24 protein-coding genes and 1 pseudogene are annotated in these 26,239 nt (G+C 69.6%); 16 read left to right on the plus strand and 9 right to left on the minus strand.

All coding sequences use genetic code 11. From position 1 onward, the window contains the following. Positions 1-4: 4 nt before the first annotated feature. Positions 5-1,126: a glycerate kinase gene (locus KBO27_RS03285; protein WP_210968445.1), complete on the plus strand. Its 1,122-nt coding sequence runs from the start codon at positions 5-7 to the stop codon at positions 1,124-1,126. A 136-nt stretch (positions 1,127-1,262) separates the two neighbouring features. Here KBO27_RS03285 and KBO27_RS03290 read toward each other — a convergent pair whose 3' ends face one another. The 4 genes from KBO27_RS03290 to KBO27_RS03305 form a co-directional block, all read right to left on the minus strand. Beyond that, entirely contained in the window at positions 1,263-1,757 is a 495-nt protein-coding gene (locus KBO27_RS03290; RefSeq protein WP_210968446.1) for a copper resistance CopC family protein, read from the minus strand. Next, entirely contained in the window at positions 1,742-2,314 is a 573-nt protein-coding gene (locus KBO27_RS03295) for a superoxide dismutase family protein (RefSeq protein WP_210968447.1), read from the minus strand. Before KBO27_RS03295 ends, KBO27_RS03290 begins: the two co-directional genes overlap by 16 nt. A 78-nt stretch (positions 2,315-2,392) precedes the next feature. Further along, positions 2,393-2,848 (minus strand): (2Fe-2S)-binding protein, encoded by a 456-nt coding sequence (locus KBO27_RS03300; protein WP_132676955.1) that lies wholly within the window; start codon positions 2,846-2,848, stop codon positions 2,393-2,395. 43 nt (positions 2,849-2,891) lie between these two features. Further along, positions 2,892-5,114: a xanthine dehydrogenase family protein molybdopterin-binding subunit gene (locus tag KBO27_RS03305; protein WP_210968448.1), complete on the minus strand. Its 2,223-nt coding sequence runs from the start codon at positions 5,112-5,114 to the stop codon at positions 2,892-2,894. Between the two features lie 792 nt (positions 5,115-5,906). On the opposite strand from KBO27_RS03305, the gene KBO27_RS03310 reads away from it, so the two are divergent. From KBO27_RS03310 to tsaD, 7 genes are all read left to right on the plus strand, one after another. Continuing rightward, the gene (locus tag KBO27_RS03310) at positions 5,907-8,618 is read left to right on the plus strand and encodes a nitrate- and nitrite sensing domain-containing protein (RefSeq protein WP_210968449.1); all 2,712 of its coding nucleotides are present in this window, start codon (positions 5,907-5,909) and stop codon (positions 8,616-8,618) included. After that, entirely contained in the window at positions 8,615-9,031 is a 417-nt protein-coding gene (locus tag KBO27_RS03315; RefSeq protein ID WP_132682647.1) for a roadblock/LC7 domain-containing protein, read from the plus strand. The genes KBO27_RS03310 and KBO27_RS03315 overlap by 4 nt, the downstream gene beginning before the upstream one ends. A 5-nt stretch (positions 9,032-9,036) precedes the next feature. Next, a complete protein-coding gene (locus KBO27_RS03320) occupies positions 9,037-9,408 on the plus strand; it encodes a DUF742 domain-containing protein (protein ID WP_132677025.1) in 372 nt (123 codons plus the stop codon). Beyond that, positions 9,389-9,988, plus strand: a complete 600-nt coding sequence (locus KBO27_RS03325; RefSeq protein WP_132676949.1) for a GTP-binding protein — start codon at positions 9,389-9,391, stop codon at positions 9,986-9,988. Before KBO27_RS03320 ends, KBO27_RS03325 begins: the two co-directional genes overlap by 20 nt. A 137-nt stretch (positions 9,989-10,125) precedes the next feature. Continuing rightward, the gene (gene tsaB / locus KBO27_RS03330; RefSeq protein WP_210968450.1) at positions 10,126-10,764 is read left to right on the plus strand and encodes a tRNA (adenosine(37)-N6)-threonylcarbamoyltransferase complex dimerization subunit type 1 TsaB; all 639 of its coding nucleotides are present in this window, start codon (positions 10,126-10,128) and stop codon (positions 10,762-10,764) included. Then, positions 10,761-11,240: a ribosomal protein S18-alanine N-acetyltransferase gene (gene rimI / locus KBO27_RS03335; RefSeq protein WP_210968451.1), complete on the plus strand. Its 480-nt coding sequence runs from the start codon at positions 10,761-10,763 to the stop codon at positions 11,238-11,240. Before tsaB ends, rimI begins: the two co-directional genes overlap by 4 nt. A 20-nt stretch (positions 11,241-11,260) precedes the next feature. Further along, positions 11,261-12,313, plus strand: coding sequence for a tRNA (adenosine(37)-N6)-threonylcarbamoyltransferase complex transferase subunit TsaD (tsaD, locus tag KBO27_RS03340; protein ID WP_210968452.1), 1,053 nt, complete (start codon positions 11,261-11,263; stop codon positions 12,311-12,313). A gap of 3 nt (positions 12,314-12,316) precedes the next feature. On the opposite strand, the gene KBO27_RS03345 is transcribed toward tsaD, so the two are convergent. Further along, positions 12,317-12,880 (minus strand): SanA/YdcF family protein, encoded by a 564-nt coding sequence (locus KBO27_RS03345; RefSeq protein ID WP_210968453.1) that lies wholly within the window; start codon positions 12,878-12,880, stop codon positions 12,317-12,319. Positions 12,881-13,116: 236 nt separating this feature from the next. Then, the gene (locus KBO27_RS03350) at positions 13,117-14,691 is read right to left on the minus strand and encodes an alkaline phosphatase D family protein (RefSeq protein ID WP_210968454.1); all 1,575 of its coding nucleotides are present in this window, start codon (positions 14,689-14,691) and stop codon (positions 13,117-13,119) included. A gap of 722 nt (positions 14,692-15,413) precedes the next feature. On the opposite strand from KBO27_RS03350, the gene groES reads away from it, so the two are divergent. Then, positions 15,414-15,704, plus strand: coding sequence for a co-chaperone GroES (groES, locus tag KBO27_RS03355; protein ID WP_093414065.1), 291 nt, complete (start codon positions 15,414-15,416; stop codon positions 15,702-15,704). A gap of 120 nt (positions 15,705-15,824) precedes the next feature. Further along, positions 15,825-17,447 (plus strand): chaperonin GroEL, encoded by a 1,623-nt coding sequence (gene groL / locus KBO27_RS03360; RefSeq protein ID WP_210968455.1) that lies wholly within the window; start codon positions 15,825-15,827, stop codon positions 17,445-17,447. A 192-nt stretch (positions 17,448-17,639) separates the two neighbouring features. On the opposite strand, the gene KBO27_RS03365 is transcribed toward groL, so the two are convergent. After that, a complete protein-coding gene (locus tag KBO27_RS03365) occupies positions 17,640-17,945 on the minus strand; it encodes a WhiB family transcriptional regulator (protein WP_132622826.1) in 306 nt (101 codons plus the stop codon). Positions 17,946-18,228: 283 nt separating this feature from the next. On the opposite strand from KBO27_RS03365, the gene KBO27_RS03370 reads away from it, so the two are divergent. Both KBO27_RS03370 and KBO27_RS03375 read left to right on the plus strand, forming a co-directional pair. Further along, positions 18,229-19,272, plus strand: a complete 1,044-nt coding sequence (locus tag KBO27_RS03370; protein WP_307870212.1) for a MerR family transcriptional regulator — start codon at positions 18,229-18,231, stop codon at positions 19,270-19,272. A gap of 296 nt (positions 19,273-19,568) precedes the next feature. After that, positions 19,569-20,166: pseudogene (locus KBO27_RS03375) on the plus strand (response regulator transcription factor). Between the two features lie 185 nt (positions 20,167-20,351). On the opposite strand, the gene KBO27_RS34105 reads toward KBO27_RS03375, so the two are convergent. Then, positions 20,352-20,483: a hypothetical protein gene (locus KBO27_RS34105; RefSeq protein WP_281420605.1), complete on the minus strand. Its 132-nt coding sequence runs from the start codon at positions 20,481-20,483 to the stop codon at positions 20,352-20,354. Between the two features lie 180 nt (positions 20,484-20,663). Here KBO27_RS34105 and KBO27_RS03380 point away from each other — a divergent pair, with 180 nt between their 5' ends. Together KBO27_RS03380 and KBO27_RS03385 are read left to right on the plus strand one after the other, a co-directional pair. Then, positions 20,664-21,236, plus strand: coding sequence for a sigma-70 family RNA polymerase sigma factor (locus KBO27_RS03380; RefSeq protein WP_093414059.1), 573 nt, complete (start codon positions 20,664-20,666; stop codon positions 21,234-21,236). After that, positions 21,237-22,304: an anti-sigma-D factor RsdA gene (locus KBO27_RS03385; protein ID WP_210968457.1), complete on the plus strand. Its 1,068-nt coding sequence runs from the start codon at positions 21,237-21,239 to the stop codon at positions 22,302-22,304. Positions 22,305-22,550: 246 nt separating this feature from the next. Here KBO27_RS03385 and KBO27_RS03390 read toward each other — a convergent pair whose 3' ends face one another. Continuing rightward, positions 22,551-22,922, minus strand: coding sequence for a DUF5319 domain-containing protein (locus tag KBO27_RS03390; protein ID WP_132682682.1), 372 nt, complete (start codon positions 22,920-22,922; stop codon positions 22,551-22,553). Positions 22,923-23,209: 287 nt separating this feature from the next. On the opposite strand from KBO27_RS03390, the gene guaB reads away from it, so the two are divergent. Both guaB and KBO27_RS03400 read left to right on the plus strand, forming a co-directional pair. Beyond that, positions 23,210-24,721: an IMP dehydrogenase gene (guaB, locus tag KBO27_RS03395; protein WP_132676931.1), complete on the plus strand. Its 1,512-nt coding sequence runs from the start codon at positions 23,210-23,212 to the stop codon at positions 24,719-24,721. Positions 24,722-25,035: 314 nt separating this feature from the next. Further along, positions 25,036-26,166: a GuaB3 family IMP dehydrogenase-related protein gene (locus KBO27_RS03400; protein WP_210968458.1), complete on the plus strand. Its 1,131-nt coding sequence runs from the start codon at positions 25,036-25,038 to the stop codon at positions 26,164-26,166. Positions 26,167-26,239 lie beyond the last annotated feature (73 nt).

Genomic DNA, 26,239 nt, shown 5'->3' on the forward strand with positions numbered 1-26,239 from the left:
CACGTTGCCCGGTCCCGTCCTCATCGCACCGGACAAGTTCAAAGGCACCCTCACGGCGCCGGAAGTGGCCGAGGCGGTCGCCGCCGGGTTGCGCCAGGCGCGGCCCGACGTGGAGCTGCGGCTCGCCCCCGTCGCCGACGGCGGTGACGGCACCGTGGACGCGGCGCTGGCCGCCGGGTACGCCCGGATGACCGTGCCGGTCAGCGGCCCCACCGGGTACCCGGTGGACACCGAGATCGCCTACGACGGGGAGACCGCCGTCGTCGAACTCGCCTCCGCCTCCGGCCTCGCGCTGCTCGACCCCGACGACCTCGACGCCCTCGGAGCCTCCAGCGACGGGACCGGCGAGGCGCTGCTGGCGGCGCTGAGCACCGGCGCACAGCGGATCGTGCTCGGCGTCGGCGGCAGCGCCTGCACCGACGGCGGTGCCGGGCTGCTCACCGTCCTCGGCGCGAGGATCCTGGACGCGAACGGGAATCCGGTCGCGCCCGGCGGCGGTCCGCTGGCGGGCGTCGGCGAGATCGACCTGTCCGGGCTGGACCCCAGGATCGGTGAGGTCGATCTGATCCTCGCGTCCGATGTGAACAACCCGCTCACCGGACCGAACGGCGCCGCCCACGTCTACGGGCCGCAGAAGGGCGCGAACCCCGAGCAGGTGGAGCTCCTCGACGCCGCTCTGGCCCGGTACGCGCAGGCCATGAAGGCCGCGGGCGGACGCGACGTCGCCGAGCAGCCCGGCGCGGGCGCGGCGGGCGGAGTCGGCTTCGCCGCTCTGGCGGCGCTGGGCGCGACGATGCGGCCCGGCGTGGACGTCGTCCTCGACCTCGTCGGCTTCCACGACCGGCTCGACGGCGCGGGACTGGTCATCACCGGCGAAGGCGCGCTGGATGAGCAGACCCTGCACGGCAAGGCCCCGGCCGGGGTCGCGGCTCGCGCCATCGAAGCGGGAATCCCGGTCATCGCCATCGCGGGCCGCTGCGAGCTCACCCAGGAGCGGCTGGCGGAGGCGGGGATCGACGCCGCCTACGCCCTCCTCGACGTCGAGCCGGACCCGCAGCGCTGCATGGCCGACCCGGCCCCCATCCTCACGACCCTCGCCGCAACGCTGGCCGAGAACCACCTCTGAGCAGCGGCTTTCGAGGTCGGATTCGAATTTCGCGCGAAATTCGAACGCGAAACCTCGGCCTCGAATTTCGCGCGAAATTCGAAAACGGCCCCCTTCCAGGTGAACCCAGGAGGGGGCCGTTCTCGTCGTTCTGGTGCTACTCGGACTCCGACCGGCGCGGGATCAGGGCGATCACCACGATCAGCAGCACGACGATCACCGCGCCACCGCCGATGCTCAGCCAGAGCATGTAGCTGCCGCCGCCGGACTCGCCCGGCGGAGCCGGGGCGACGTTGAGGTAGAAGCCGCCCTCGGTGGTGTGGCCGTCGTCGAAGACGGTCCGGTACTTCACCGTGTGCAGACCGGGTTTCAGCGCTTCGATGTGGACGGTCACGTGGTTGCCGTCGACGTCCGCCTCACCCGAGACGTGATCGGATCCCGCGGGATCCTTCACCTCGATCTTCGGCGGCTTCGACTCGTCCAGGGCCCCTGCGAAATCCATCTCGATGCGGTCCACACCGGCCTGGGCGGTTTCACCCGGGCCGGGGGAAGCGGAGTTGAGCCCGCTGTGCGCGAACGCGGTGCCCGCGCCCAGCAGGACCAGTAGCGCGCTCAGGACCGCACCGACGGTGGTTCTCAGAGGTCGGCGCATGCGATTCGGTTGTCGGTGAACTCGGCCGGGTGGACCACGAGCGACTTGGCGGCCTCGGCCGGCTTGTCGTTCTCGGCGGTCATGAAACCGCGGCCGGTGGCGTCAGCGGTGAACGCCAGGTGGATCTCGTTCGGCGGCATCTCCGACCCGGCGGGGTCGAACTTGAAGTGCTCACCGCCGGCCTCCTCCGCGCACGGCTTGGCGTGCACGTGGGCCATGTACTTGCCGTTCGGCGCCAGACCGGTCATCTCCAGCGTGACCGTCGTGCCGCCCGGGTGGATCGCCATCCACGCGGTGCCCGCGGCCTGGTCGGTGCCCGGCGCACGAGTGGGCAGCAGCGTGAACGGGTTGGTGCGCAGCTGCGCGCCCTGCACGTCCTTGGCCGGAGTGGCGTTGGCGTCGCCCATGTTCATCTGCATGCCGCCGCCGGCCTGCTCGCCGCCGCCGTGCTGCATGTGCATGCTGTGGTCCTGGCCCTCGGAAGAACCACCGCCGCACGCGGAAAGAGCCGCGCAGGCGAAGACGATCCCGGCGGCGAAAGACTTGCGAAGTGTCATGCCCTCATCAACTTCTCTTCGTGAACTGTTCCTGTGCTCGTGGCCGGGCGGAGGGATTCCCCGCCCGGCCACGCAGGATCACATGTTCTCGGCGGCCTGCTTGATGGCCTGGCGGATCCGGCCGTAGGTGCCGCAGCGGCAGACGTTCTCGATCTTGTCGATGTCCGCGTCGGTCGGCTCGCTGGTCTCGTTGATCAGCGCGACGGCCTGCATGATCTGGCCGGGCTGGCAGAAGCCGCACTGCGCGACGTCCCGGTCCAACCACGCCTGCTGCACCGGGTGCAGCTCGTCGTCGTCGGCCAGGCCCTCGATCGTGGTGATCTCGGTGCCGTCGGCGTCCTCGGCCTTGACCATGCAGGTCTGGACGGCCTCGTCGTCCTGCAGGCAGGTGCAGGCGCGGCAGACGCCGACACCGCAGCCGTACTTGGGACCGGTGATGCGCAGCTCGTCGCGCAGCACCCACAGCAGGGGCATCTCCGCGGGGACGTCGACCTCGACGTCCTTGCCGTTGACGGTGAACTCGTACTTGGGCATGTCGCTCGGGGACTCCTTAGCGGAAGATCTCTTCAGGCCGGAATCAGTAGTTGACCGGGAAGCTGCGCGGCTTGGTGCCGGTCGCGCGGGCGTAGGCGGTGGCGATCGCACCCGCGCACACCGGCACGCCCAGCTCGCCCACACCGCCCGGCTCGTCGGTGGTGGCCGGCATGACGTGGATCTGCAGGTCGGTGGGGGTGTGACGCTGACGCGCCCAGAGGAAGTCCCCGTAGCTGCCCTCGCGCACCGCACCGTTGTCGATGTGGATGCCCGCCTGCAGCACCGTGGAGATCGCGTCGGTCAGGCCGCCCATCATCTGAGCCTCGATGCCGCGCGGGTTCAGCGGAACGCCCGCGTCGACGGCGATCACGGCCTTGGTGACCCGCGGCTTCTTCGGGTCCGTGGCGTTGATCTCGACCAGGCAGGCCGCGACCGACTTGAACTCCTCGTGCATCGAGATGCCCTGGGCGTGGCCCTTGGGCATCGAGCGGCCCCACTTGCCGTCCTTCATGACCTTCTGCAGCACGGCCTTCGCGCGGTCGGTCTTGGCGTTCTCCAACCGGAAGTTCGCCGCGTCGGAACCGGCCTTCTCCGCGATCTGGTCGACGACCAGGTCCTCCGCGGTGCGGAAGGTCGCCGAGTGCACCGACCGCCAGCTGCCGGTGTGCACGCCCTCCAGCGGGTAGTCGTTCAGCGAGATGGTGGTCGCGCCGAACTCGTAGGGCACCGACTGGGTCAGGTTGAAGTACAGCTGCGCGGCCGGGAGCTTGCCGATCCCGGACTGCACGGCGGTCGAGGTGATCAGGTCACCGATGCCGTGGTTGAAGTCGGTCGAGACGCTGGCCATCTTGTGCGCCCAGGACCGCACCTTGCCGCTGCGGAACGACGCCTTGACGCGGTGGTGCGAGGCGGGGCGCATCCGGCCGTGGCGGGTGTCGTCGTTGCGGGTCCACATCAGCTTGACCGGCTTGCCGATGGCCTTGGAGACCTCGGCGGCCTCGACCGCGGCGTCGTGGAACAGGTGCCGGCCGAAGGAACCGCCGGCGCGGGTGACGTGCACCTTGACGTCGAGCACGCCGACGGCCGCGGCGACGTCCTTCTGCGCGACCTGCGGGGACTGGGCGGGAACCCAGATCTCGGCGCTGTTGTCCTTGACGTCGGCGATCGCGTAGTTGACCTCCATCGGCGCGTGGCTGACGAAGGCGAAGTCGAAGCTCTCGTCGATCTCGTCGCCGTCGCTGTCGGAGATCCCGTCGTCGAGGCTGCCGGTCATCCCGGCCAGCTTCTCCTGGATGTCCGCCGACGACATGTCGGCGATGGGGCCCTGCTTCCAGGTGACGTCGAGCTTCTTGGCCAGCTCCATGGCCTGCCAGGTGTACTCGGCGCACACGGCGACACCGGTGGAGATCTCAGCGGTGCCCTTGAACCCGGCGACGTTGCGGATGGCGGAGTCGTCGTAGGACTCGACCTCGCCGTCCAGGGTCGGCGGGCGGACCACGACGGCCACCACGGAACCCGGGATCTTCAGGTCCGAGACGAAGTGGGCCTTGCCGGTGACGATGGCGGTGGCGTCGGAGCGGGTGTGCCCCTTGCCGAGGACCTTGAACTCGTCCGGGCTCTTCGGCGTGGCGGGCACCGAGGGGACGACCACCTTGGCGGCGTCCTTGGCCAGCTCGGCGAAGGTGGCCTTGCGGCCGCCCGGGCCGACCACGCCGGTGCCCTGGGTGGTCAGCCCGCCGGCGGACACGCTCCACTTCTTGGCGGCGGCGGTGAGCAGCCGGGAGCGCGCGGTGGCGGCCATCTGGCGCAGCGGCTTCCAGAACGTGCGCACCGACGACGAAGCCGCGGTGAACTGGTTGAACATCAGCTCGGGGCGGGCGTCGGAGAGCTCGACCACGACGTCCTGGGTGCGCGCGCCGAGCTCCTCGGCCAGCATCATCACCACGGCGGTGTTGATGCCCTGCCCGGATTCGAGGCGCGGCAGCTCGAAGCGGACCTTGTTGTCCGCGGTGAACTCCAGCTTCATCAGCGCCATGGTCGGCGCGCTGGCGATCTCCATGAGGTCGCCGAAGTCCATGAGCCCGGAGACGGGGGGAAGCGGCAGCTGACCGGCGACCTGCCCGGGTGCGGCGGCGGCTTCACCTTCCATCACGAACTTGCCGGCGACGGTCAGCATCGGGGCCGCCGCGACGTAGGTGAGGAAGCGTCGGCGTCGCGTGCCGGGCGCCGGAGCGGCTTCCTCGTGAGCGGTGGCGGGGTGAACCATCCAAACTCCTCTCGCGCGCCAGCACTCAAATGGCCGACCGGGGACCATTCACCGAGCGGAAAAGACGTGCCGACGTACTCAAACAGGCCAAGGCAGGACTTGTCCGACTTCAGGTCCGTCGCTAACCCCGCGCGATGCCGACGGGTGTGCACCGCGTCATCGAAAATTCATTTCAGGTCGCCAGGAGTAATCGAATTGCGACATTTGGCCGCGAGCGTCACTTCCAGTGACCAGAAGCTATTCGAAGATGACTTTCCGGGGTTGTGTTGACTTCCTCTGGGGTCGGGGGAAATGGTGCTTGAAAAGTCGGTGTGGCCGGTTTTCACCTGCCAACGTCGCGAGAGCCTACCTGACGGTAAAGTAGGGTCTGAATCACCCTTTTGGCAGCGTTTCGATTAGGCCGAACAGAGTAATCCTGCGTAGGTCCGGACCAGTTCTGGCCGGGCGGCCAACCAATCGGAACCGGTTCAGGGCAGGCGGTCTCGATGTTGCAGTTCTGAACCAGTTCGCCGCGTGATGGGATAAGTGGCAATGCAATTCAGCATTGCCGAGCGCGTCTGCTAATCTTCCCGCGCATACTGCCCGACCAGCGTATATAACAATTGTGTCGATAGGTCCCAATAGCGCGTTGACCATGCATGACTGCGGTCCTAGGCTGCGTCGTCATCTGATGCGCCGGTGGGTCCGAAATTTTTCGGCGCACCCGCAGGCCCGGCCGTTTCGGGGTACGCAGGGTCGGCGTGGGTTCTTCTTGCTGCGGCCAACCAACGGAGAAGGTTTGAGACGAGGTCCATGTCAACGCTGAAAAGCTCCTTCGCCTCCGGCACGATCAAGGCGCGCCTGATGGCCATCGCACTCGTCCCGAGTGTCGCGGCCCTGCTCGTCGGCGTGGGCTTGTCCGGGTACCTGATCTTTCACGGCCTGAGCGTGCAGAACTACGTCGGCAGACTCGCCGACGCCAAGGACCCCTCGGCCAGATTCGTCGCCAACCTGCAGGACGAGCGCCAGCTGACCCTCGTCTACCTCAGCAACCGCAACGAGCGCCGCAACCTCGACGAGGTCCGCAAGAAGTTCGACGCCTCGCTGGCTGAGATGGACGGCGTCGCGGAGGAGTTCGCCGACTCGGTGCCGAGCGAGGCGCGGAGCAACTTCGACGAGTTCCGCTCGCAGCTGGGCACCGTCAAGGAGGTGCGCAAGCAGGTCGACGGCGGACCGGCCGAGATGGACGCGGTCTACAAGTTCTACAACGGCCTGTTCGACGCCTACAACATGAGCCTGCGGACCTACGTCCGGTACGCGCCGGACGCTCAGGTCTCCTACGAGAGCTCGGTGTCCGCCGACCTCATGGACGCGGCCGACGCCATGGCCCGAGGCCACGCGCTCGCGCTGGGCCGCACCTCGGTCGGCATGACGCCCGCGCAGTACCACGAGTACGCGCACCAGATCGGCGCCTTCCACGACAACCTGAACTCGCTGACGCCGCGAATGACGCCGGTCGAGGAGCAGACCTACAAGGACCTCCAGAAGGGCTCCGCCTGGACCCGCGTCGACGCGGTGCAGGACGCCATGGAGATCGCCGGTGCCCAGGCCGCGGCCGGCCAGGTCATCAAGGTCCCGGTCAGCACCACCGACTGGATCAGCTCCACGCACGACCTGGCGCGCGAGCTCAACGCCCTGTCGACCTCGCACTACCAGTACGCGCTGGTCCTCGGTGGCACGGTCGCCGGCGAGACGCTGCTGACCTCGGCGATCACCGGCGCGATCATCGTGCTCATCGTCCTGATCGTCTTCCTGATCGCCCTGCGGCTGGCGAACCTGCTGGTGCGACGGCTCAACAAGCTGCGCAGCGAGACGCTGGCGCTGGCCGAGCGGGAGATGCCGTCGGTCGTGGCGCGGCTGCGCAACGGCAAGCAGGTCGACGTCGAGCGCGAGGTCTCCTGGCTGCGCTTCGGCAGCGACGAGATCGGTGAGGTCGCCAACGCCTTCAACGAGGCGCAGCGCACCGCGATCCGCGCGACCGTTGCCGAGGCCGAGACCCGGCAGGGTGTCCGCTCGGTGTTCCTCAACATCGCCCACCGCAGCCAGGTCATGGTCCACCGCCAGCTGCAGGTGCTCGACAAGGCCGAGCGCAAGCTGGAGGACCCGGACCAGCTGGAGCTGCTGTTCCAGCTCGACCACCTCGCGACCCAGTCCCGCCGCAACGCCGAGAACCTGATCATCCTCGGTGGTCAGCGCCCCGGCCGGCAGTGGCGCAACCCGGTCCTGCTGCACGACGTCGTGCAGGGCGCGGTCGCCGAGACCGAGCTCTACGCCCGCGTCGAGATCCAGCAGCTGCCGGAGATCTCGGTGCAGGGCCGCGCGGTCGCCGACCTCGTGCACCTGCTCGCCGAGCTGGTGGACAACGCGACCTCGTTCTCGCCGCCGGAATCGCACGTCGAGGTCCGCGGCAACGTGGTCGGCAAGGGCATCATCGTCGAGATCGAGGACCAGGGCATCGGCCTGGAAGCCGAGAAGCTCGACGAGCTCAACCAGCTGCTGGCCAGCCCGCCCGACTTCTCGGTGATGGCGCTGTCCGAAGAGGCCCGGATGGGTCTGTTCGTGGTCGCGCAGCTGGCGGGCAGGCACGGCATCAAGGTCACCCTGCGCGACTCCGCCTACGGCGGGATCCGGGCCGTGGCGCTGATCCCGAACCACATCGTCGCCGAGCGCGGTCCGCAGACCGAGCGCCAGGAGCGCGTCGAGCAGAGCGGTTCGCAGCCCGCGGTTCCGGCCGCCGAGCCGGAGACCCGGCCGAAGATCCCGCGCAAGCGCTGGATGGAGGGCCGGCTCGACCCGGACGTCATTCCGGACCCGATCGGGCCCGACAGCCCGATCACCCCGCACAACCCGGTCGGCCACGAGGCGGCCACGCAACGTTGGACCCACCCGGGTGCCAACGGATCCGGGCCGGCCACCGGTGAGATCGGTGCGCCGCAGCAGAACCCGGCCGAGCAGCGTCGCCCCGCCGCGCCGCCGCGCCAGCCGGAGCCGCCGCGCCAGCCCGAGCCCCGGGTCAACGAACAGCAGCGTCCGGCGATGGGACGGCGGATCGCGCCGGAGCCTCCGGCGAACATGCCGGGGCTGTCGTCGAACATGCCCAACGCGTCTGGTGAAATCCTCCCGACGGAGGTCGTTGCGAACGGAACCAACGGCTCTGGTCCGCCGAAGAGCGGTACCACGGCCGGGGTTTCGGTGGACACGTCGGTTTCGAGCTCGGCCGACAAGCCGCCGCTCCCGCAGCGCCGGCGCGGTCAGAAGGCCAATCTCGCGGCGCCGCTCCGCGCCCAGATCGACCAGAACCAGAAGCCTGAATCCGCGCCGCAGCAGCCCGCTCCCAGCAGCGGTCCGCCGCGGACGCCCGACAGGTTCCGCAACAGCATGAACGCCTTCCAGACAGGCACCAAGCGAGCGCGCACCAACGACGTGAACAACGACGGTGCGCGGCCAGGAGGAAACGAGGCATGACGCTGAAGGCTTATAGCAAGGAAGTTGACTGGCTGCTCAACGATCTCGTGCAGCGGCTGGCCGGCGCGGACAAGGCCGCGTTGCTGTCCTCCGACGGCCTGCTGCTGGGCAAGACGCCGCAGCTCGGCCAAGCCGACGCGGAGCACCTGGCGGCGGTGGCCTCCGGTTTCCAGAGCCTGTCGAAGGGTGCGGCGCTGCAGTTCGACGGCGGTGAGGTCTACCAGACCGTCGTGGAGATGGCGAACTGCTTCCTGATGGTCACCGCGGCCAGCGAGGGTGCCTGCCTCGCGCTGATCGCCGCCGCGGACGCCGACCTCGGCATGATCGCCTTCGAGGCGAACCGAATGGTGACCAGGGTGGGCAACTACCTGAGCTCCGCGCCCCGTGCCGCCGGTTCTCCCCTTGATGTGTGAGCGCCATGTCAGGTGGGCGAGGGTGGTTCGACGAGGATGCGGGACCGGTGGTGCGTCCGTACGCCCTGACCAAGGGGCGTACGCGGGCCACGAGCTACGAGCTCGACCTGATCACGCTCGTCGTGGCGCGCCAACCGCTGCCGCCGAACGCGCGTGCGCTGTCACCCAACTACCAGCGGGTGCTGCAGGGATGCGGGTATCCGGTCTCGGTCGCCGAGGTCGCCGCACGAGCGGACTTGCCGCTGGGCGTGGTGAAGATTCTGATCAGTGACTTGATCGAGCGGGACTACGTGGTCTTCGGACCGGACTCGTCGCCGACGACCGGACCGAGCCTCGACATGATGCAGAAGGTGCTGGATGGGATCCGCAAACTCTGAACAAGCCAGCCTCAACGCGGTCGCCGCGAAGATCCTCATCGCGGGCGGGTTCGGTGTCGGCAAGACGACCCTGGTGGGGTCGGTCAGCGAGATCGTGCCCCTGCGGACCGAGGAGACGCTGACCGAGGCGAGCGCCGGGGTCGACGACCTGACGGGCGTGGAGCGCAAGACCACCACCACGGTGGCCTTCGACTTCGGCCGCATCACCATCAGTTCGGACCTGATCCTGTACCTGTTCGGGACCCCGGGCCAGGAGCGCTTCTGGTTCATGTGGAACGAACTGGCCAACGGGGCGCTCGGGGCGATCGTGCTGGCCGACACCCGGCGACTGGACACCTGCTTCGCGGCGATCGACTACTTCGAGGGCCGCGGGCTGCCGTTCATCATCGGTGTGAACTGCTTCAACGGCACCCAGATCTACGATCCGGAAGAGGTCCGGCGCGCGCTGGACATCGATGAGAACGTGCCGATCATGCTCTGCGACGCGCGGCAGCGGGACTCCAACAAGCAGCTGCTGACGACCCTGATGGAGCACGTCATGGCCGTCACCCGCGCCAAGCAGCAGCACGCGATGCGCTGATCGTCCCCACGCGCGGCGGCCCCCGGCACGAGCCGGGGGCCGCCGCGCATCCGGGGTGTGGTCGGAGGCACCGCGTGCGGTGGTGCCCGCTGACCCGATGGACGTCCGTGACCAGCGCTGACGTACGCTGGATAGCTGTGCTCGTCATTGCGCTGGACACCTCGACGCCCGCGGTCACGGCGGGGCTGGTCGACCTCGACGAAGGCAGCCCGCGGGTTCTCGCCGAGCGCGTCACGATCAACCCGCGCGCGCACGGCGAACTGCTGATGCCGCAACTGGTCGACGTCATGGAGGAGGCCGGTCGCGGCTTCGCCGACGTCGACGCGATCGTCGCCGGGATCGGACCGGGGCCCTTCACCGGCCTGCGGGTCGGCCTGGCCACCGCCGCCGCCCTCGGCCAGGCGTGCGACGTCCCGGTGCACCCGGTGTGCAGCCTGGACGCCATCGCCGCCGCCGCTGAGGTGACCGGTCCGCTGCTGGTCGCCACCGACGCGCGCCGCAAGGAGACCTACTGGGCCGTCTACGACGGCGCGACCCGCGTCGACGGCCCGCACGTCGCGTGCCCCGCCGACGTCCCCACCAGCGGCTGCGCGGTGGCGGCGGGGGAGCTGGCCGAGGCCGTCGGCCTCGACGCCGTCGAACCGCGGTTCCCCACCCCCGCCGGTCTGGTGGCCGCCGCCGCGCTCGACGCCGACCCCGAGCCGCTGGTGCCGCTGTACCTGCGGCGACCGGACGCCGAGGAGCCCGGGAAGCGGAAGTCGGTGCTCACCCGGTGAGCGAGTCGGTCACCGAGGTCGAGGTCCTCAAGCTGCGGCGGGCCGACCTGCGCCGCTGCGCGCAGCTGGAGCAGGTGCTCTTCGGCGGCGACGACCCGTGGTCGAAGTCGGCGTTCTCCTCCGAGCTGGACCAGGGCCACTACTACCTCGGCGCCTACCTCGACGAACGGCTGATCGGCTACGCGGGCCTGGCGGTCAACGGCCGCCCGCCGCACGCGGAGGCCGAGGTGCACACCATCGGCGTCGACCCCGAGCACCAGGGGCGCGGCGTCGGCAAGGCCCTGCTGCGCGCGCTGCTGACGCGCGCCGACGAGCACCGGGCGACGACGTTCCTGGAGGTGCGCACCGACAACGAGCCGGCGATCGCGATGTACCGCGCCCACGGCTTCGAGATCGTCGGCCTGCGCCCGCGGTACTACCAGCCCTCGGGGGCCGATGCCCACACCATGCGACGCGAAGCCGTGGAGGCGTCATGAGCCGTGACACTGGAGGCGTCATGAGCGAGCGGATCGTTCTGGGGATCGAGAGTTCCTGCGATGAGACGGGAGTCGGCCTGGTCCGGCTCTCCGCCGACGGCCGCGTGGAGCTGCTGGCCGACGCGGTGGCGTCCAGTGTGGACGAGCACGCGCGCTTCGGCGGCGTGGTCCCGGAGATCGCCAGCCGCGCGCACCTGGCCGCCATGGCGCCGACGATGCGCCGCGCGCTGGACGAATCGGGCCTTTCTCTGTCCGATGTGGACGCGATCGCCGTCACGGCCGGACCCGGTCTGGCCGGAGCGCTGATGGTCGGCGTCGCCTCCGCGAAGGCGTACGCGACCGCGCTGAACGTGCCGCTGTTCGGCGTGAACCACCTGGGCGGGCACGTCGCCGTGGACACCCTGGAGCACGGTCCGCTGCCGGAGCGCTGCCTGGCCCTGCTGGTCTCCGGCGGGCACAGCCAGTTGCTGCTGGTGGAGGGCGTCGGGGAGAAGATCACCGAGGTCGGCACGACCATCGACGACGCCGCCGGTGAGGCCTACGACAAGGTCGCCCGCATCCTCGACCTGCCCTACCCGGGCGGCCCGCCGATCGACCAGCAGGCCAAGCTCGGCGACCCGAAGGCCATCGCGTTCCCGCGCGGGCTCACCGGTCCGCGCGACGCGAAGTACGACTTCTCCTTCTCCGGCCTGAAGACCGCGGTCGCCCGCTGGGTGGAGACCGAGCAGCGCGCGGGCCGGGACATCCCGATCCCGGACGTGTGCGCCTCGTTCCAGGAGGCCGTCGCCGACGTGCTCACCGCCAAGGCGGTCCGCGCGGCGCGGGACCACGACATCGACACCCTGGTGATCTCCGGTGGGGTGGCGGCGAATTCGCGGCTGTCGGAGCTGGCGCGCGAGCGCTGCGCGGCGGCCGGGATCACGCTGCGCGTGCCGCGTCCCCGGCTGTGCACCGACAACGGCGCGATGATCGCGGCGCTGGGCGCGCACGTGCTGCACTCCGGCGCCAAGCCGTCGCCGCTGGACATGCCGGCGAACCCGGGCCTGCCGGTGCACACGATCGTCGTGCAGTAGGGATCAGCGCGGCAGCCAGAAGGCCTTGACGGTCGCGAGGACCTCGCGGCGGGTCGCCCGCGCGTTGACGCGCCGGAGCCCGTCGGCCGCGGCGTCGTGCCCGACGCCGTAGGCGTCGATCCCGAGCCGCCGCGCCAGCGCGATCGATCGCCGCAGGTGGAAGCGGGTGGTCACCACGATCAGCGAATCGTGCTCGCGGGCCGCCGTCCGGCACGAGGAGTAGGTGTCCACACCGGACTCGTCGAGCACCACGGCCTCGTCCGGGAGCCCGCGCGCCTGGAGGTAGCGCCGCATCACGACCGGCTCGCTGTGCCCGCGCGACTCCGGCGACCCGCTGACGATGATCCGCCGGACCTTCCCGGCCCGGAGCAGCTCCCGCGCGACGTCCAACCGCCCCTGGAGGATCCGGCTGGGAACCCCGTCCCACCTGACTCCGGCGCCCAGGACCAGGGCGACGTCCGACTCGGGCACGTCGCCCACATCGCGAACCCGGCCGACGCTCCGTCCCCAGGCCCACGCGAACGGGGCGACCAGACTCCCCGCCGCCACCACGACAACCACCCACACCCAACGCACCCCGTCAGTCTGCCACCGCCCCCGGCAGGCTGAACGGCAGGATTTCAGTGGAGATCCGGAACCGGACTTCAGTGGAAATCAGACCCCCGACTTCCGCTGAAATCGTGCGGATCAGCCGGTGGCAGGCACGAGGCACCACCCGATCGAGGACCCGAGCGGGAGGTGGGAGATGCCGGGAGGGGCATCGCGCTCGGGTTCGATCGGGTGGTGGGAGCTCGCGGCCGGGGTCAGGCGGGGTTGAGGGCGGGGTTGCCGTCTTCGACCACGAAGGTCTTCGCGGTCGTCGCCGGGGCGTCCTTCTCGGACACCGTCGCCACGGTCCGGTAGTCGGCCGTGAGCTGGGACTCGGTGAACGTCGTCCGGACGTAGCCCCGGCGGTTCGCGTAGTACTTCACGTGCGGGTTCTCGGCCAGGACCTCGTCGTTGGTGTCGTCGCTGCCGTCGCCGCCGCTGGTGATCGACGTCGTCACCAGCTCGGTGCCGACCGCGGGGGAGTCCGGGTCGTCGTGAGTGCGCTTGATCTCCGCCGCCCAGTGCCGGTGGACGTCACCGGTGAGCACGACCCCGTTGCGGACCGCGCTGTCGGCCATGGCGTCGGCGATGCGGTCGCGGTTGGCGACGTAGCCGTCCCAGGCGTCCATGTTGTAGCCCTCTTCGGAACCCGGGGTCAGGTCGATCTTGGAGAAGAACACCTGCTGCCCCAGCACGTCCCAGCGGGCCGAGGTGCTGTTGAACCCGTCGACGAGCCACTTCTCCTGCTCGGCGCCGGTCAGCGAGCGGTTCGGGTCCTCGCGGTCGTCGCAACCGGGCTGGACGCCGTCGCCGCAGGCCTGGTCGCTGCGGTACTGCCGGGTGTCGAGCATGTGGAAGTTCACCAGCGACCCCCACGAGAGTCGGCGGTACAGCTGGAGATCGATCCCGCTCGGCTTGGAAGTCGAACGCAGCGGCATGTTCTCGTAGTACGCCTGGAACGCGGCCTCGCGGCGGTCGAGGAAACCGTCGTCGGGCTTCTCCGGGGTCTCGTCGGCCCAGTTGTTCTCGGTCTCGTGGTCGTCCCAGACCACGACCCACGGCGCCGTGGCGTGCGCGAGCTGCAGATCCGGGTCGGTCTTGTACTGCGCGTGCCGCTGCCGGTAGTTGGCGAGCGTGCGGGTCTCCGGCCCGAGGACCTTCCGGACGTCGTCGTCGGCCGCGGCGTACTCGTACTGGTAGTCGCCGAGGTGCAGGATCAGGTGCGGTTCGTCCTCGGCCATCCGCTTGTAGGCGGTGAAGTAGCCCTCGCCGTAGTGGGCGCACGAGGCGAAGCACATGGTCAGCTCGCCGAGCGATCCCGCCGCCGGGGCGGTCCGGGTGCGGCCGACCGGTGAGATCGCGTCCTGGGCCTTGAACCGGTAGAAGTACTCGGCGCCCGGCTGGAGGCCCTCCAGCTCGACGTGGACGCTGTGCCCGAGCTCCGGAGCGGCCTGCGCCTCACCGGACTGCACGACGTCGCTGAACTTCTCGTCGGTCGCGACCTCCCACTGCACCGGCACGACCTTCTCGGGCATCCCGCCCAGGCCGTCGTCGTTGGTGGGTTCGGGTGCGAGCCGGGTCCACAGCACCACGCCGTCGGGCAGCGGGTCGCCGGAGGCGACGCCGAGGGTGAAGGGATCGGCCAGCTTGCGCACACCTGCGCCGGGCATCGCCAGCGCGTTGGCGACGGCCGAGCCACCCAGCGCGGTCGCGCCGAAGGCGGCGGCGCCGCCCAGCAGCACGGCGCGCCGGGTGAGCCGGCCGGATAACGGAACGTGGGAATCGGACATCTCAAGCCCTCCAGGTCTTCCTTCGGACGGATCCGGAGATCGACGGTGATCGCCTGGCGAAGGCGGAAACTACCGACATGCCTGGAGGGTTTGGTGAATTGTCGGCAAAATCAGGCGACCGCAGCAGTGCGGTCTGGTCTGAGCGGAGGCGTCGCTTACTTCGGACGCCAGCTGGATCGGGTCGGGGGGCCGGACGGACCAGGCGGGCGAGCGGGTCGGGGACGTCGCTCCCACGGCCGGTTCGCGGGCTTGGAGAGGGCTGGCATGCCGTGCAACCTAGGCCACCGGACACCGCAGGTGTGAACCACCTGGAGGCATTGGTGAGATTCCCCGCATGCCGATCTACCAGCGATGATCACTGTCCGCACAGCACAGGTCACGACGTTGCAGGTGGGCTGGGGTGCGGTGATCGACACCGCGTGCCACCACTTTCGGTGATGCCACCGCCCCGTTGGGTGAAAGAGGTTCGAAACGGCGATCGCGGAGGGCTCGGTGCGGGTTGAATGAACCCCGCTCGCCGCGAGGTCCGAGCGGTGCCGTTGAATGCGCGAAGTCGCGTTCCGGCGTTCGGGTGAGCGGGTGGTTGTTGAGCGCTGGCACTCTCCTAGGTAGAGTGCTAGCAGCACGGCGCCACCGCGCCCCGGCACCCGCGACGACGGGGAGCGACGGAGCCGTCATTCCCAGCCAACGCTTCGAAGGCCCCAGAAGGTGGAGGTCACACCGTGGCGAGCATCAAGCCGCTTGAGGACAAGATCGTGGTCCAGGCGAGCGAAGCCGAGACGACGACTGCGTCTGGCATCGTGATCCCGGACACCGCCAAGGAAAAGCCCCAGGAGGGCAAGGTCCTGGCAGTCGGCCCGGGTCGCATCGACGACAAGGGCAACCGCATCCCCGTGGATGTGAAGGAAGGCGACGTCGTCATCTACTCGAAGTACGGCGGCACCGAGGTCAAGTACAACGGCGAGGAGTACCTGATCCTCTCCGCCCGCGACGTGCTGGCCGTCGTCAACTGACGCCAGATCATCGTGCGCCCACCCAGCGTGGGCACAGCCGCCCCGGCGGTCCCGACCGCGGGACCGCCGGGGCGGCTGCATGTTCGGGATCAGGCACTCATCTGAAGGGCTGTAGCAAAAATGGCTAAGCAGATCACCTTCGACGAGCAGGCGCGCCGTGCGCTGGAAAGCGGCGTCAACCAGCTCGCCGACGCGGTGAAGGTCACGCTCGGGCCGCGAGGCCGGCACGTCGTGCTGGACAAGCAGTTCGGCGGACCGCAGATCACCAACGACGGCGTCACCATCGCTCGCGAGATCGAGCTCGAGGACCCGTTCGAGAACCTGGGCGCCCAGCTCGCCAAGAACGTCGCGACCAAGACCAACGACGTCGCCGGTGACGGAACCACCACCGCGACCGTGCTGGCCCAGTCGCTGGTCCGCGAGGGCCTGCGCAACCTGGCCGCGGGCGCGAACCCGGCGTCGCTGAACAAGGGCGTCACCCTGGCCGCCGAGGCCGTGGTCGAGGCGCTGAAGGCCAAGGCCACCCCGGTCAAGGGCCGTGACAACATCGCCCAGATCGCCACCGTGTCCTCGCGTGACGAGGCCATCGGCGACCTGATCGGCGAGGCCATGGAGAAGGTCGGCGAGGACGGCGTCATCAGCATCGAGGAGTCCTCGACGCTGGCCACCGAGCTGGACCTCACCGAGGGCGTGCAGTTCGACAAGGGCTTCGTCTCGCCGCACTTCGTCACCGACGCCGAGCGCCAGGAAGCCGTCCTGGAGGACGCGCAGATCCTGCTGCACCGGGAGAAGATCTCCAACATCCAGGAGCTGCTGCCCCTGTTGGAGAAGGTCGTGCAGGACGGCAAGCCGCTGCTGATCGTGGCCGAGGACGTCGAGGGCGAGGCGCTGTCGACCCTGGCCGTCAACGCCGTGCGCAAGACCCTCAAGGTCGTCGCGGTCAAGGCCCCGTTCTTCGGTGACCGCCGCAAGGCGTTCATGGACGACCTGGCCATCGTCACCGGTGCGCAGGTTATCGCGCCCGAGCTGGGTCTGAAGCTCTCCGAGGCCGGTCCCGAGGTGCTGGGTGCGGCCCGCCGGGTCACCGTCACCAAGGACGAGACCACGCTGGTCGACGGTCGCGGTTCCGCCGCGGACGTCTCCGAGCGCGCCGCTCAGCTCCGCAAGGAGATCGAGGCGACCGACTCCGACTGGGACCGCGAGAAGCTGCAGGAGCGGCTGGCCAAGCTGGCCGGCGGCGTCGCGGTGATCAAGGTCGGCGCGGCCACCGAGACCGAGCTCAAGGAGCGCAAGTCCCGGATCGAGGACGCCGTCGCGGCGTCCAAGGCCGCCGCCGAGGAGGGCAGCGTGCCCGGTGGTGGGTCCGCGCTGATCCACGCCGCCAAGTCGCTGGAGAACAACCTCGGCCTGACCGGTGACGAGGCGACCGGCGTGCAGCTGGTCCGCCGCGCGCTGGAGGCTCCGCTGTTCTGGATCGCCTCCAACGCCGGGCAGGAGGGCGCCGTCGTGGTGTCCAAGGTCCGCGACCTCAACTGGGGCTCCGGCTACAACGCCGCCACCGGCGAGTACGGCGACCTGGTGCAGGCCGGCATCGTCGACCCGCTGAAGGTGACCCGCTCCGCGGTCGCCAACGCGGCCTCCATCGCCCGCATGGTGCTCACCACCGAGAGCGCCGTCGTGGACAAGCCGGAGGAGACCGAGGAAGCGGCCGGCCACGGGCACGGCCACGGCCACGGTCACTGACCAGAAGGCACTCCGGCGGACGAGCGGCTGAGCCGCTCGCTCGACGCCAAAGATCGGGGCGGTACCCATGCCTGGGTACCGCCCCGATCTCTTTTTCCGCTTCCGCCGGGAGCGAATGACGCCCCTCGTGCCATTCGTTCCCGGCCCACCTGACCTGCGGCGCTTCCCCCACCGCCGGTCATGGTCCTGGGGTCAGCCGGCCGCTACCGCCAGCTGGTGGCGCTTGCGCGCCTTGATGATCACTTCCCGTTCTGACTCGGACAGTCCTCCCCAGATGCCGTACGGCTCCTGGACCGCCAATGCGTGAGTGCGGCATTGGGCTAGCACAGGGCAGTGCTGGCACACCTCCTTCGCCTTCGCCTCACGCCTCGCTCGTGCCGGACCTCGCTCTCCGTCCGGATGAAAGAAGTACGCGCTGTCCATCCCCCTGCACGAGCCCCGTATCTGCCAATCCCAGATATCGGCGTTCGGTCCTGGAAGACGTCGAGTGTCTGCCATTGCGACAACCACCTCCCACCGGTGGATCCCCTCCCTTGCTACGACGGGACCGCCGCAGCCTCGCATGATCCGACCGTAGAACCGAGTCAAAACTTGTTCAACCCCTTTCGCGCCAAAAGCTGTTCATCATTGGTGTGATCCTTGGAAATGGGGTGATCGAAGTCCGACCGGCTTGCTCTCGGCGGGCGAGAACCGGAATATGTGCCGGGTGACGACGCGGCCTGAACCAATTGCGGGGGTGCACACCCCCGACCCGCTCGGCGATTCACCGGCTGGTGATGGAGTGGGCGCGTCGGAGACGTCAGCGCAGGAGCCGGAGGGGATCGGTCTGGACGACGAGCCGAGGCTCAGCGTCGCCGCGGTCGCACGCAGGCTCGGCGTCGCGCCCGCCACGCTGCGCACCTGGGACCGCCGGTACGGCTTGGGCCCCAGCGACCACACCAGCGGCAGGCACCGCCGCTACGGGCCGGACGACATCGCTCGCCTGGAACAGATGCAGCGCGCGCTGCTGCGCGGCGCTTCGCCGATGGAGGTCGCCCGCTACGCGCGCACGGTCGCCGCACCGCCCCCGCAGCGCCGCCCGGACGGTTCCTCACCGGAGCGGACCGAGGCCGAGGACGGGCCGGTGCTGCTGTCCGGCGTGCTCGACGGCGCCGATGACGAACTCGCCCTGGCCGGGGCCAACACCGGCGGCCGGGGGCTCAAGCTCTCGGGTGCCGGGCCGCGAACCCGCGGGCTGGGCCGCGCGGCGCTGGCGCTGGACTCGTGGTCGGTGCAGCAGCTGCTGATCGAGTCGATGGACGGCGACGGCGTGGTCCGGACCTGGCAGGAGATGTTGCAGCCGGTGCTGCGCGCGGTCAGCGAGCGCAGGCAGCGCTCCGGGACCGGTGTCGAAGTGCTCCAGCTGCTCCACGACTGCGCGTCGACCGCGCTGCGCTCGGTCATCGCGCGGGCCCCGAAGCCGGAGAACCCGCGGCCGGTGGTGCTCGCGCCGGTCCCCGGCGAGAACCAGGAGCTCGAACTCGTGGCGCTGGCCGCCGCGCTGGCGGCGAACCGGGTCGGGCACCGGCTGTTCGGCGCCGCCCTGCCGCGCGAGGGCCTCGCCGCCGCCGTGAAGCGCTCCGCGCCGGCCGCGGTGGTGCTGTGGGCGGATCAGCCGTACTACGCGGCTCCGCGCGTCCTCGACGACATCCCGATCACCCGGCAGCGGGCCCGTGCGTTCGTCGCCGGGGCGGGTTGGTCGGCCGAGGCGCTGCCCGGCCACGTGGAGCTGCTCGGGTCGCTCGAGACCGCCGTGTCCCGGGTTTCCGCTACCGTCCTGGGCTGAGTTGAGTACGATGTGACCCAAATCACAGAACCATTTGCGGGGTCGATCTCGATGTTCGTTCGGACGGGCGAAGTGATCGTCACATTCGCAGCGATCGGGTGAACGTCGCAGGTATGACGCGGGGTCGCGTCCTCTCGGGGGGTAACGACCGGGGCCTGCTCCGTTCCAGTGAATGTCCCTCACGTGTGTCCGCGGCCCGAATTCTGGAGGGATTAAGCACCGGATCGTGTCAAGGTTTCGCCTCATGCGTCCGATAGGGGATGTGGAACGTCACTCGCCTGCAGGAAGGAGTTCCCGTGACGACGGTCTTGATCTGCGATGACCGACGTAGCGTCCGGGAAGGGCTCACTCGTGTGATGTCAGCTGTCCCCGGAGTGAGCCGGATCGATTGCGTCGCACATGGCGACGAGCTGTTGGCCCGTTTCTCGCGGCAGGCCGTGGACGTCGTGCTGGTGGGAACCCAGCGCGCCGTGCCCAACGGCGTCGAGGCCACGCGCCGGCTCGTCTCCGCGCATCCCCAAGCCAACGTGATCGTCTTCGGCGCCCCCGACGACGCGGCGAGCATCGCCGCGGCCATCGCCGGTGGTGCCCGCGGTTACCTCCGCTGGGACGCGTCCCCGGCCCGAACTCGTCGCGGCGCTGGCCCACACGCTGGCAAGCACCTCGGTGCCCGCACCGCGGCAACCGTCCGACCCCGGCGTGCAGCTCACGGAGCGCGAGCTCCAGGTGCTGCGCGGCATGAGCCAGGGCAAGAGCAACGGCCAGATCGGCCGCGAGCTCTACCTCTCCGAAGACACGGTCAAGACCCACGCGCGCCGGCTGTTCCGCAAGCTCGGCGTCCGCGACCGCGCTCAAGCGGTGGCGCACGGGTTCCGCCGCGGTCTCGTCGCCTGAGCTGGTGACCAGGTGGCACCGGCACGGAGTTGGGGGACGCCGGTGACCGCCGGACGAGAGTGCCTTCCGGTGAGCTGACGCTTCGGGAGTGGCTGTGGCTCGCATCGCACTCGTGCCCGCCGTGTTTCACGGCGACGCAGGGGATTCCGTGATGTGAGCCATAGCCGCCTCCGGTCGGCCCGGCTTCAGGTGCAGGCGGCGAGAACCTTCTCCACTCGGCCGTCGCCGCCGCCGAGCACCTTCACCGAGACGATGTGAAGATCGTCTCCGACCGCTGTCCCACGCACCACGACGATGTCGGTGGCCTGGACAAACACCGCCGTCCACGGCTTCTGGTAGATGTGGATGGGTGACGACGACGGCCCCCGACCCCCGGTCCCTGTTCTGCGAACGCCTCCAGCCCGGTACGGTGACCACGGCGCGGCGTGCGGTGCACGCGAAACACGCCGGGCAAATCCGAATCGCTTGAACGCGTAACACCAGGGCTGCTGTCTGCGATGACCAATGTGGGGGACGGGCTGGACGCTCTTGTAAGCGCCGCCGTCGACGGCGATCGTCAGTCGATTGAGCGCTTGCTGGCCGAAATCCGTCCTTTGGTGGTGCGGTACTGCCGCGCCAGGGTCGGACGAAACGAGAGGTCGTTCGCGTCAGCGGACGACGTCGCCCAGGAAGTGTGCTTGGCGGTGCTCACCGCGCTGCCCACGTACAAGGACCAGGGTCGTCCGTTCTTGGCGTTCGTGTACGGCATCGCCGCGCACAAGGTGGCTGATGCGCACCGTGCGTCAGCTCGCAACCGTTCAGAACCGGTCGCGGACATGCCGGACACCCCGGAGTCCGAGGCCGGTCCAGAGCAGCGGGCGATGCAGGGTGAGCTCTCGGGCAGGATGGCGCAGTTGCTCCAAATCCTCCCGGCCAAGCAGCGGGAAATCCTGCTGCTCCGGGTGGTAGTCGGGCTGTCGGCGGAGGAAACCGCCGAAGCGGTCGGCTCGACACCGGGCGCTGTGCGCGTAGCACAACATCGCGCACTGGCCCGGTTGCGGAAGACGCTGTCCGCGGAGGAGGTGGTCTGAATGGCTGAGCGGAAAGGGCCCGATGGGGAGCTGGGAGGCGAACCCGTCGAGGAATCCGCCCTGGAGCAGGACCGTTCGACCCATGCAGACGAGCGGGACCTAGCTCCTGCTGAGGGATCCGCAGGCGAGGGAACGGAACTGAGCGACAACCACCGGGACTCCGGCTCAGACGAGTCCGAGACCTCCCGCGAAGAGGCCGGCGCCGAGGTGCTGACCTTCCGTCCGCGCGGTGACGCGGACGAGGAGCTCACCGACCTCGACGACTTCAGCGACGAACCGATCGACCTGGCCGCGCTGCAGGAGGACGACGCCCTCCTCGACGCGCTGGGCGGAACCAACCCCGACGTGCCCGCGACGGCCGACGGCGGCCCCAGCCTGGAACAGCTGCTGGTGGCGTGGCGTCAGGACGTCGACTCGGCCCCGATCGGTGACCTGGTGGACACCGACACCGCCGTTGCGGCGATCGCCGAGGCCGGCCGGCCGCGCAGCTTCCTGCGCCGCAGGCACCTCGTCCCGGTGGCCACCGCGGCAGCGGTTCTGATGATCACCTTCACCGGCGTCGGCGTGGCCGCCCGGGACGCGCAGCCCGGCGACATGCTGTGGGGCGTGGCCCAGGTGCTCTACACCGATCACACGCGCGCGGTTCAGGCAGCCGCCTCGGCTCGCACGGATCTCGACACGGCCGAGAGCGAGGTCGAGCGGGGCAACCGGATGGCCGCCGAGGAGGCGCTGCGGTCGGCCAACCAGCACCTGGCCGACGTGGACAAGGAGCACGGTCTGTCCGAGCTCCGGGCCGCGCACGAGTCGCTGACCATGCGCATCGGTCAGGGCGAGAACGACTCCTCGCAGTCCTCGACGCCGACGACGACGCTGCCGCCGACGACTCAGCCGTCCCCGTCGCAGCCGTTGCCGCCGCCCCCGGGCGTGCCGCCGACCGACAGCACCACCCCGCCGTCGAGCACCACCGGTCCGACCTCGCCGACCACGTCGCCGAGCGAGACCAGCAGTTCGGAGAGCTCGTCCGGCGGATGGTTCTGGCCCAACCAACCCCAGACATCAACTCCCTGAGGTAGCGAATAAGGGGTTCCCGATCGAACGCGGGAACCCCTTTTGCACGTCAGGCAAGCACCGAAGGTGCTTTCTCTTTGCCCCACCCTCGCAACCTGCACCGCCGGGGGTTCTTCAGCGGCTTCGTGGCGAGCACGCCGCGACGCCGTGTATTGGACATACATCAGGAGTGGCGCGCGGAGTCCACGGAGCCGCTCAGGTTCCCCTACCCGCACCGCCAAGCAAGATGAGTCTGGAATCAGAAGCTCAGAGAGCGCTTTCGCTCTCGGTCATTCCGTCTGCGTAGCCTCGGCAGTACTCCCAGGTGACGTACTGCCCTGGGTCCGGGTCGAAGGCCGGTTCGTGGGGGCGCATGCGGCCGTCGTGCAGGAGCTGGGAAAGGCTGGAGCGCAGCAGCTCCCAGTCGTGGTAGTGGCACTCCCCGCAGTCCGCGCAGTCGACCACGATGCCCCGGACGCCCCTGGGCTCCAGGAGTGCCTGGTAGACGGCCAGGTCGGTCAGGTCGGCGAGCAGCTCGGCGCGCTCCTCGTCGCCGAGCGGCGGACCGTCCTCGGCGTCGTGGTCACCGAGTGCCATGCTCGGATCTTCCGGATCACCCGCGAACGGGTCTGGTGGCATCGGATCGTGCGGCACGGCCCGCACGGTACCGGGCGCATCGCCTGCGCGGGGCTCTCGGGGCGGGTTTCACACGCCTGCCACCACTGCCCGTGGTCTGGCGCACCCCTGCCGGGACGGGGCAACCGCGCCCTGACCTGTGGTCTCTATCATCTGGGGAATCCTCTATCCGGACACCGCGTTGCTATTCAGCACAGCTGATGCGCAGGACGCGATCGCCGTGGTAATCCCAGCAAGCCGCACCTTGAAGGTTTGTGGGCCATATCGTGAAGGAAGGCACATCCCTCGCCATGACCAGCGAACTCTCCGCTCCCGGCCTCCCCGATAAGTTCGCGACGCTGGGTCTGACCTTCGATGACGTGCTCCTGCTGCCCGACGAGTCGGACGTCATCCCGAGCGCGGTGGACACCTCGACCCAGCTCTCCCGCAACGTTCGCCTCCGCGTCCCGCTGCTGTCCGCCGCGATGGACACCGTGACCGAGGCCCGGATGGCGATCGCGATGGCCCGCCAGGGCGGCGTCGGCATCCTGCAGCGCAACCTCTCCGTCGAGGAGCAGGCGTCCCAGGTCGAGGTCGTCAAGCGCTCCGAGGCGGGCATGGTGACCGACCCGGTGACCTGTTCGCCGGAGGACACCCTCGCCGAGGTCGACGCGCTGTGCGCCCGGTTCCGGATCTCCGGTGTCCCGGTGACCGACCCCGACGGCACGCTGGTCGGCATCATCACCAACCGCGACATGCGCTTCGAGGTCGACTACACGCGCAAGGTGCGCGAGGTCATGACCACCGCGCCGCTGATCACCGCGCAGGTCGGCGTCACCGCTGACGCGGCGCTCGGCCTGCTGCGCCGCAACAAGATCGAGAAGCTGCCGATCGTCGACGGCGCGGGCAAGCTGCGCGGCCTGATCACCGTCAAGGACTTCGTCAAGACCGAGCAGTACCCGAGCGCCACCAAGGACCCCGACGGCCGGCTGCTGTGCGGCGCCGCCGTCGGCGTCGGCGCGGACTCGCACGAGCGCGCGATGGCCCTGGTCGACGCGGGCGTGGACGTGCTGATCGTCGACACCGCTCACGGCCACTCCCGCGCCGTGCTGGACACCGTCTCGACGCTGAAGAAGGAACTGGGCAACTCCGTCGACGTCATCGGCGGCAACGTGGCCTCCCGCGCGGGCGCGCAGGCGCTCGTGGACGCGGGTGCGGACGCGGTCAAGGTCGGCGTCGGCCCGGGCTCGATCTGCACCACCCGCGTGGTCGCCGGTGTCGGCGTCCCGCAGATCAGCGCGATCTACGAAGCCAGCGTCGCCTGCAAGCCGGCCGGTGTGCCGATCATCGGCGACGGGGGCATCCAGTACTCCGGTGACATCGGCAAGGCCATCGCCGCCGGTGCCAGCTCGGTCATGCTGGGCAGCCTGCTCGCCGGCACCGCCGAGTCGCCCGGCGACCTGGTGCTGGTCAACGGCAAGCAGTTCAAGGTCTACCGGGGCATGGGTTCGCTGGGCGCGATGCAGTCGCGCGGCCAGGCCAAGTCCTACTCCAAGGACCGCTACTTCCAGGACGACGTGCTCTCCGAGGACAAGCTGGTCCCGGAGGGCATCGAGGGCCGGGTCCCGTTCCGCGGGCCGCTGTCCCAGGTCGTCGACCAGCTCGTGGGCGGTCTGCGCTCCGGCATGGGCTACACGGGTTCCACCACGATCCCGGAGCTCCAGGAGGCCAAGCTGGTGCGGATCACCGCGGCGGGCCTGAAGGAGTCGCACCCGCACGACATCACCATGACCGTCGAGGCCCCCAACTACACCACTCGCTGAGTTTTCTCGGGAACTCCGTGGCCGCTCTGCTCAGCGGTGCGGGTAGCAGAACCTGAGCGGCTCTCTGGACTGCGGGTGCCACTCCTGATGTATGTCCAATACACGGCGGAGTGGCCGTCCTCGCCAGAGAGCCGCTGGCGAACCTGCGGCGGTGCCGGTTGCTCGGGTGGGGAACTGAGGAAGCGGCTTCGCCGCTTGCCTGACGGTGTGAGTTCGGCCGTGCGCTGAGTGTGATCGTGGGACCCGGGCAGCGGGAGTTCCGGGCTTGCGGAGAGAATGTTTCGCTGGACATCCGCTGCTAGGAGGGACACACGGTGCGCGATCAGGTTGAGATCGGCATGGGCCGGACCGCCATGCGCGGCTACGACTTGGACGACGTCGAGATCGTGCCCTCGCGGCGCACCCGATCGTCCAAGGACGTGTCGCTGGCCTGGCAGATCGATGCCTACCGCTTCGACATCCCGGCGATCACGCATCCGACCGACGCGGTCGTCTCGCCCGCCTCGGCGGTGCGCATGGGCGAGCTCGGTGGTCTGGGCGTGCTCAACGCCGAGGGCCTGTGGGCCCGCCACACCGATGTCGAGGACAAGATCGCCGACGTGGTCCGCCTCGCCGAGGAGAGCAGCGACCTGGAGGCGCCGATCGCGCGGCTGCAGGAGCTGCACGCCGCGCCGATCCGGCTGGACCTGCTCAGCGAGGCCCTCAGGCAGGTCAAGGACTCCGGTGTCACGGTCGCCGCTCGGGTCAGCCCGCAGCACGCCGAGGAGCTGACCCCCGACCTGCTGGCCGCCGGCGTCGAGATGCTGTTCGTGCAGGGCACGATCATCTCCGCCGAGCACGTGGCCCGCGACGGCGAGCCGCTGAACCTCAAGCGCTTCATCAACGAGCTGGACGTGCCGGTGGTGGCCGGTGGCGTCGGCGACTACCGGACCGCGATGCACCTGATGCGCACCGGTGCCGCCGGTGTGATCGTCGGATTCGGCCAGTCCCGCGCGGCCACGACCACGCAGGTGCTGGGCATCGGCGTGCCGATGGCGACCGCGGTCGCCGACGCCGCCGCGGCCCGCCGCGACTACCTGGACGAGACCGGCGGTCGCTACGTGCACGTCATCGCCGACGGCGCGCTGTCCTACTCCGGTGACATCGCCAAGGCCATCGCCTGCGGTGCCGACGCGGTGATGCTGGGCGAGGCGCTCAGCGAGTCCACCGAATCGCCCGCCCAGGGCTACTACTGGACCTCCGCCGCCGCGCACCCGAACCTGCCGCGCAGCGAGATCGTCGGCTTCGCCGGGACCGACGCGGATCTGGAGAAGATGCTGTTCGGTCCGAGCAGCGACCCGTACGGAACGCTGAACCTCATGGGCGGTCTGCGCCGCGCCATGGCCAAGACGGGCTACCGCGACCTCAAGGAGTTCCAGAAGGTCGGCCTGATGCTGCGCGGGTGAGGTGTTCTCGGCCCGAACCGCACCTCCCACACCCCGGAACAGGTCTAGCTACTGATCAGTAGGTTCCTTTAGT

The sequence above is a fragment of the Saccharopolyspora endophytica genome, assembly GCF_018070075.1.
Taxonomy (GTDB): Bacteria; Actinomycetota; Actinomycetes; order Mycobacteriales; family Pseudonocardiaceae; genus Saccharopolyspora; species Saccharopolyspora endophytica.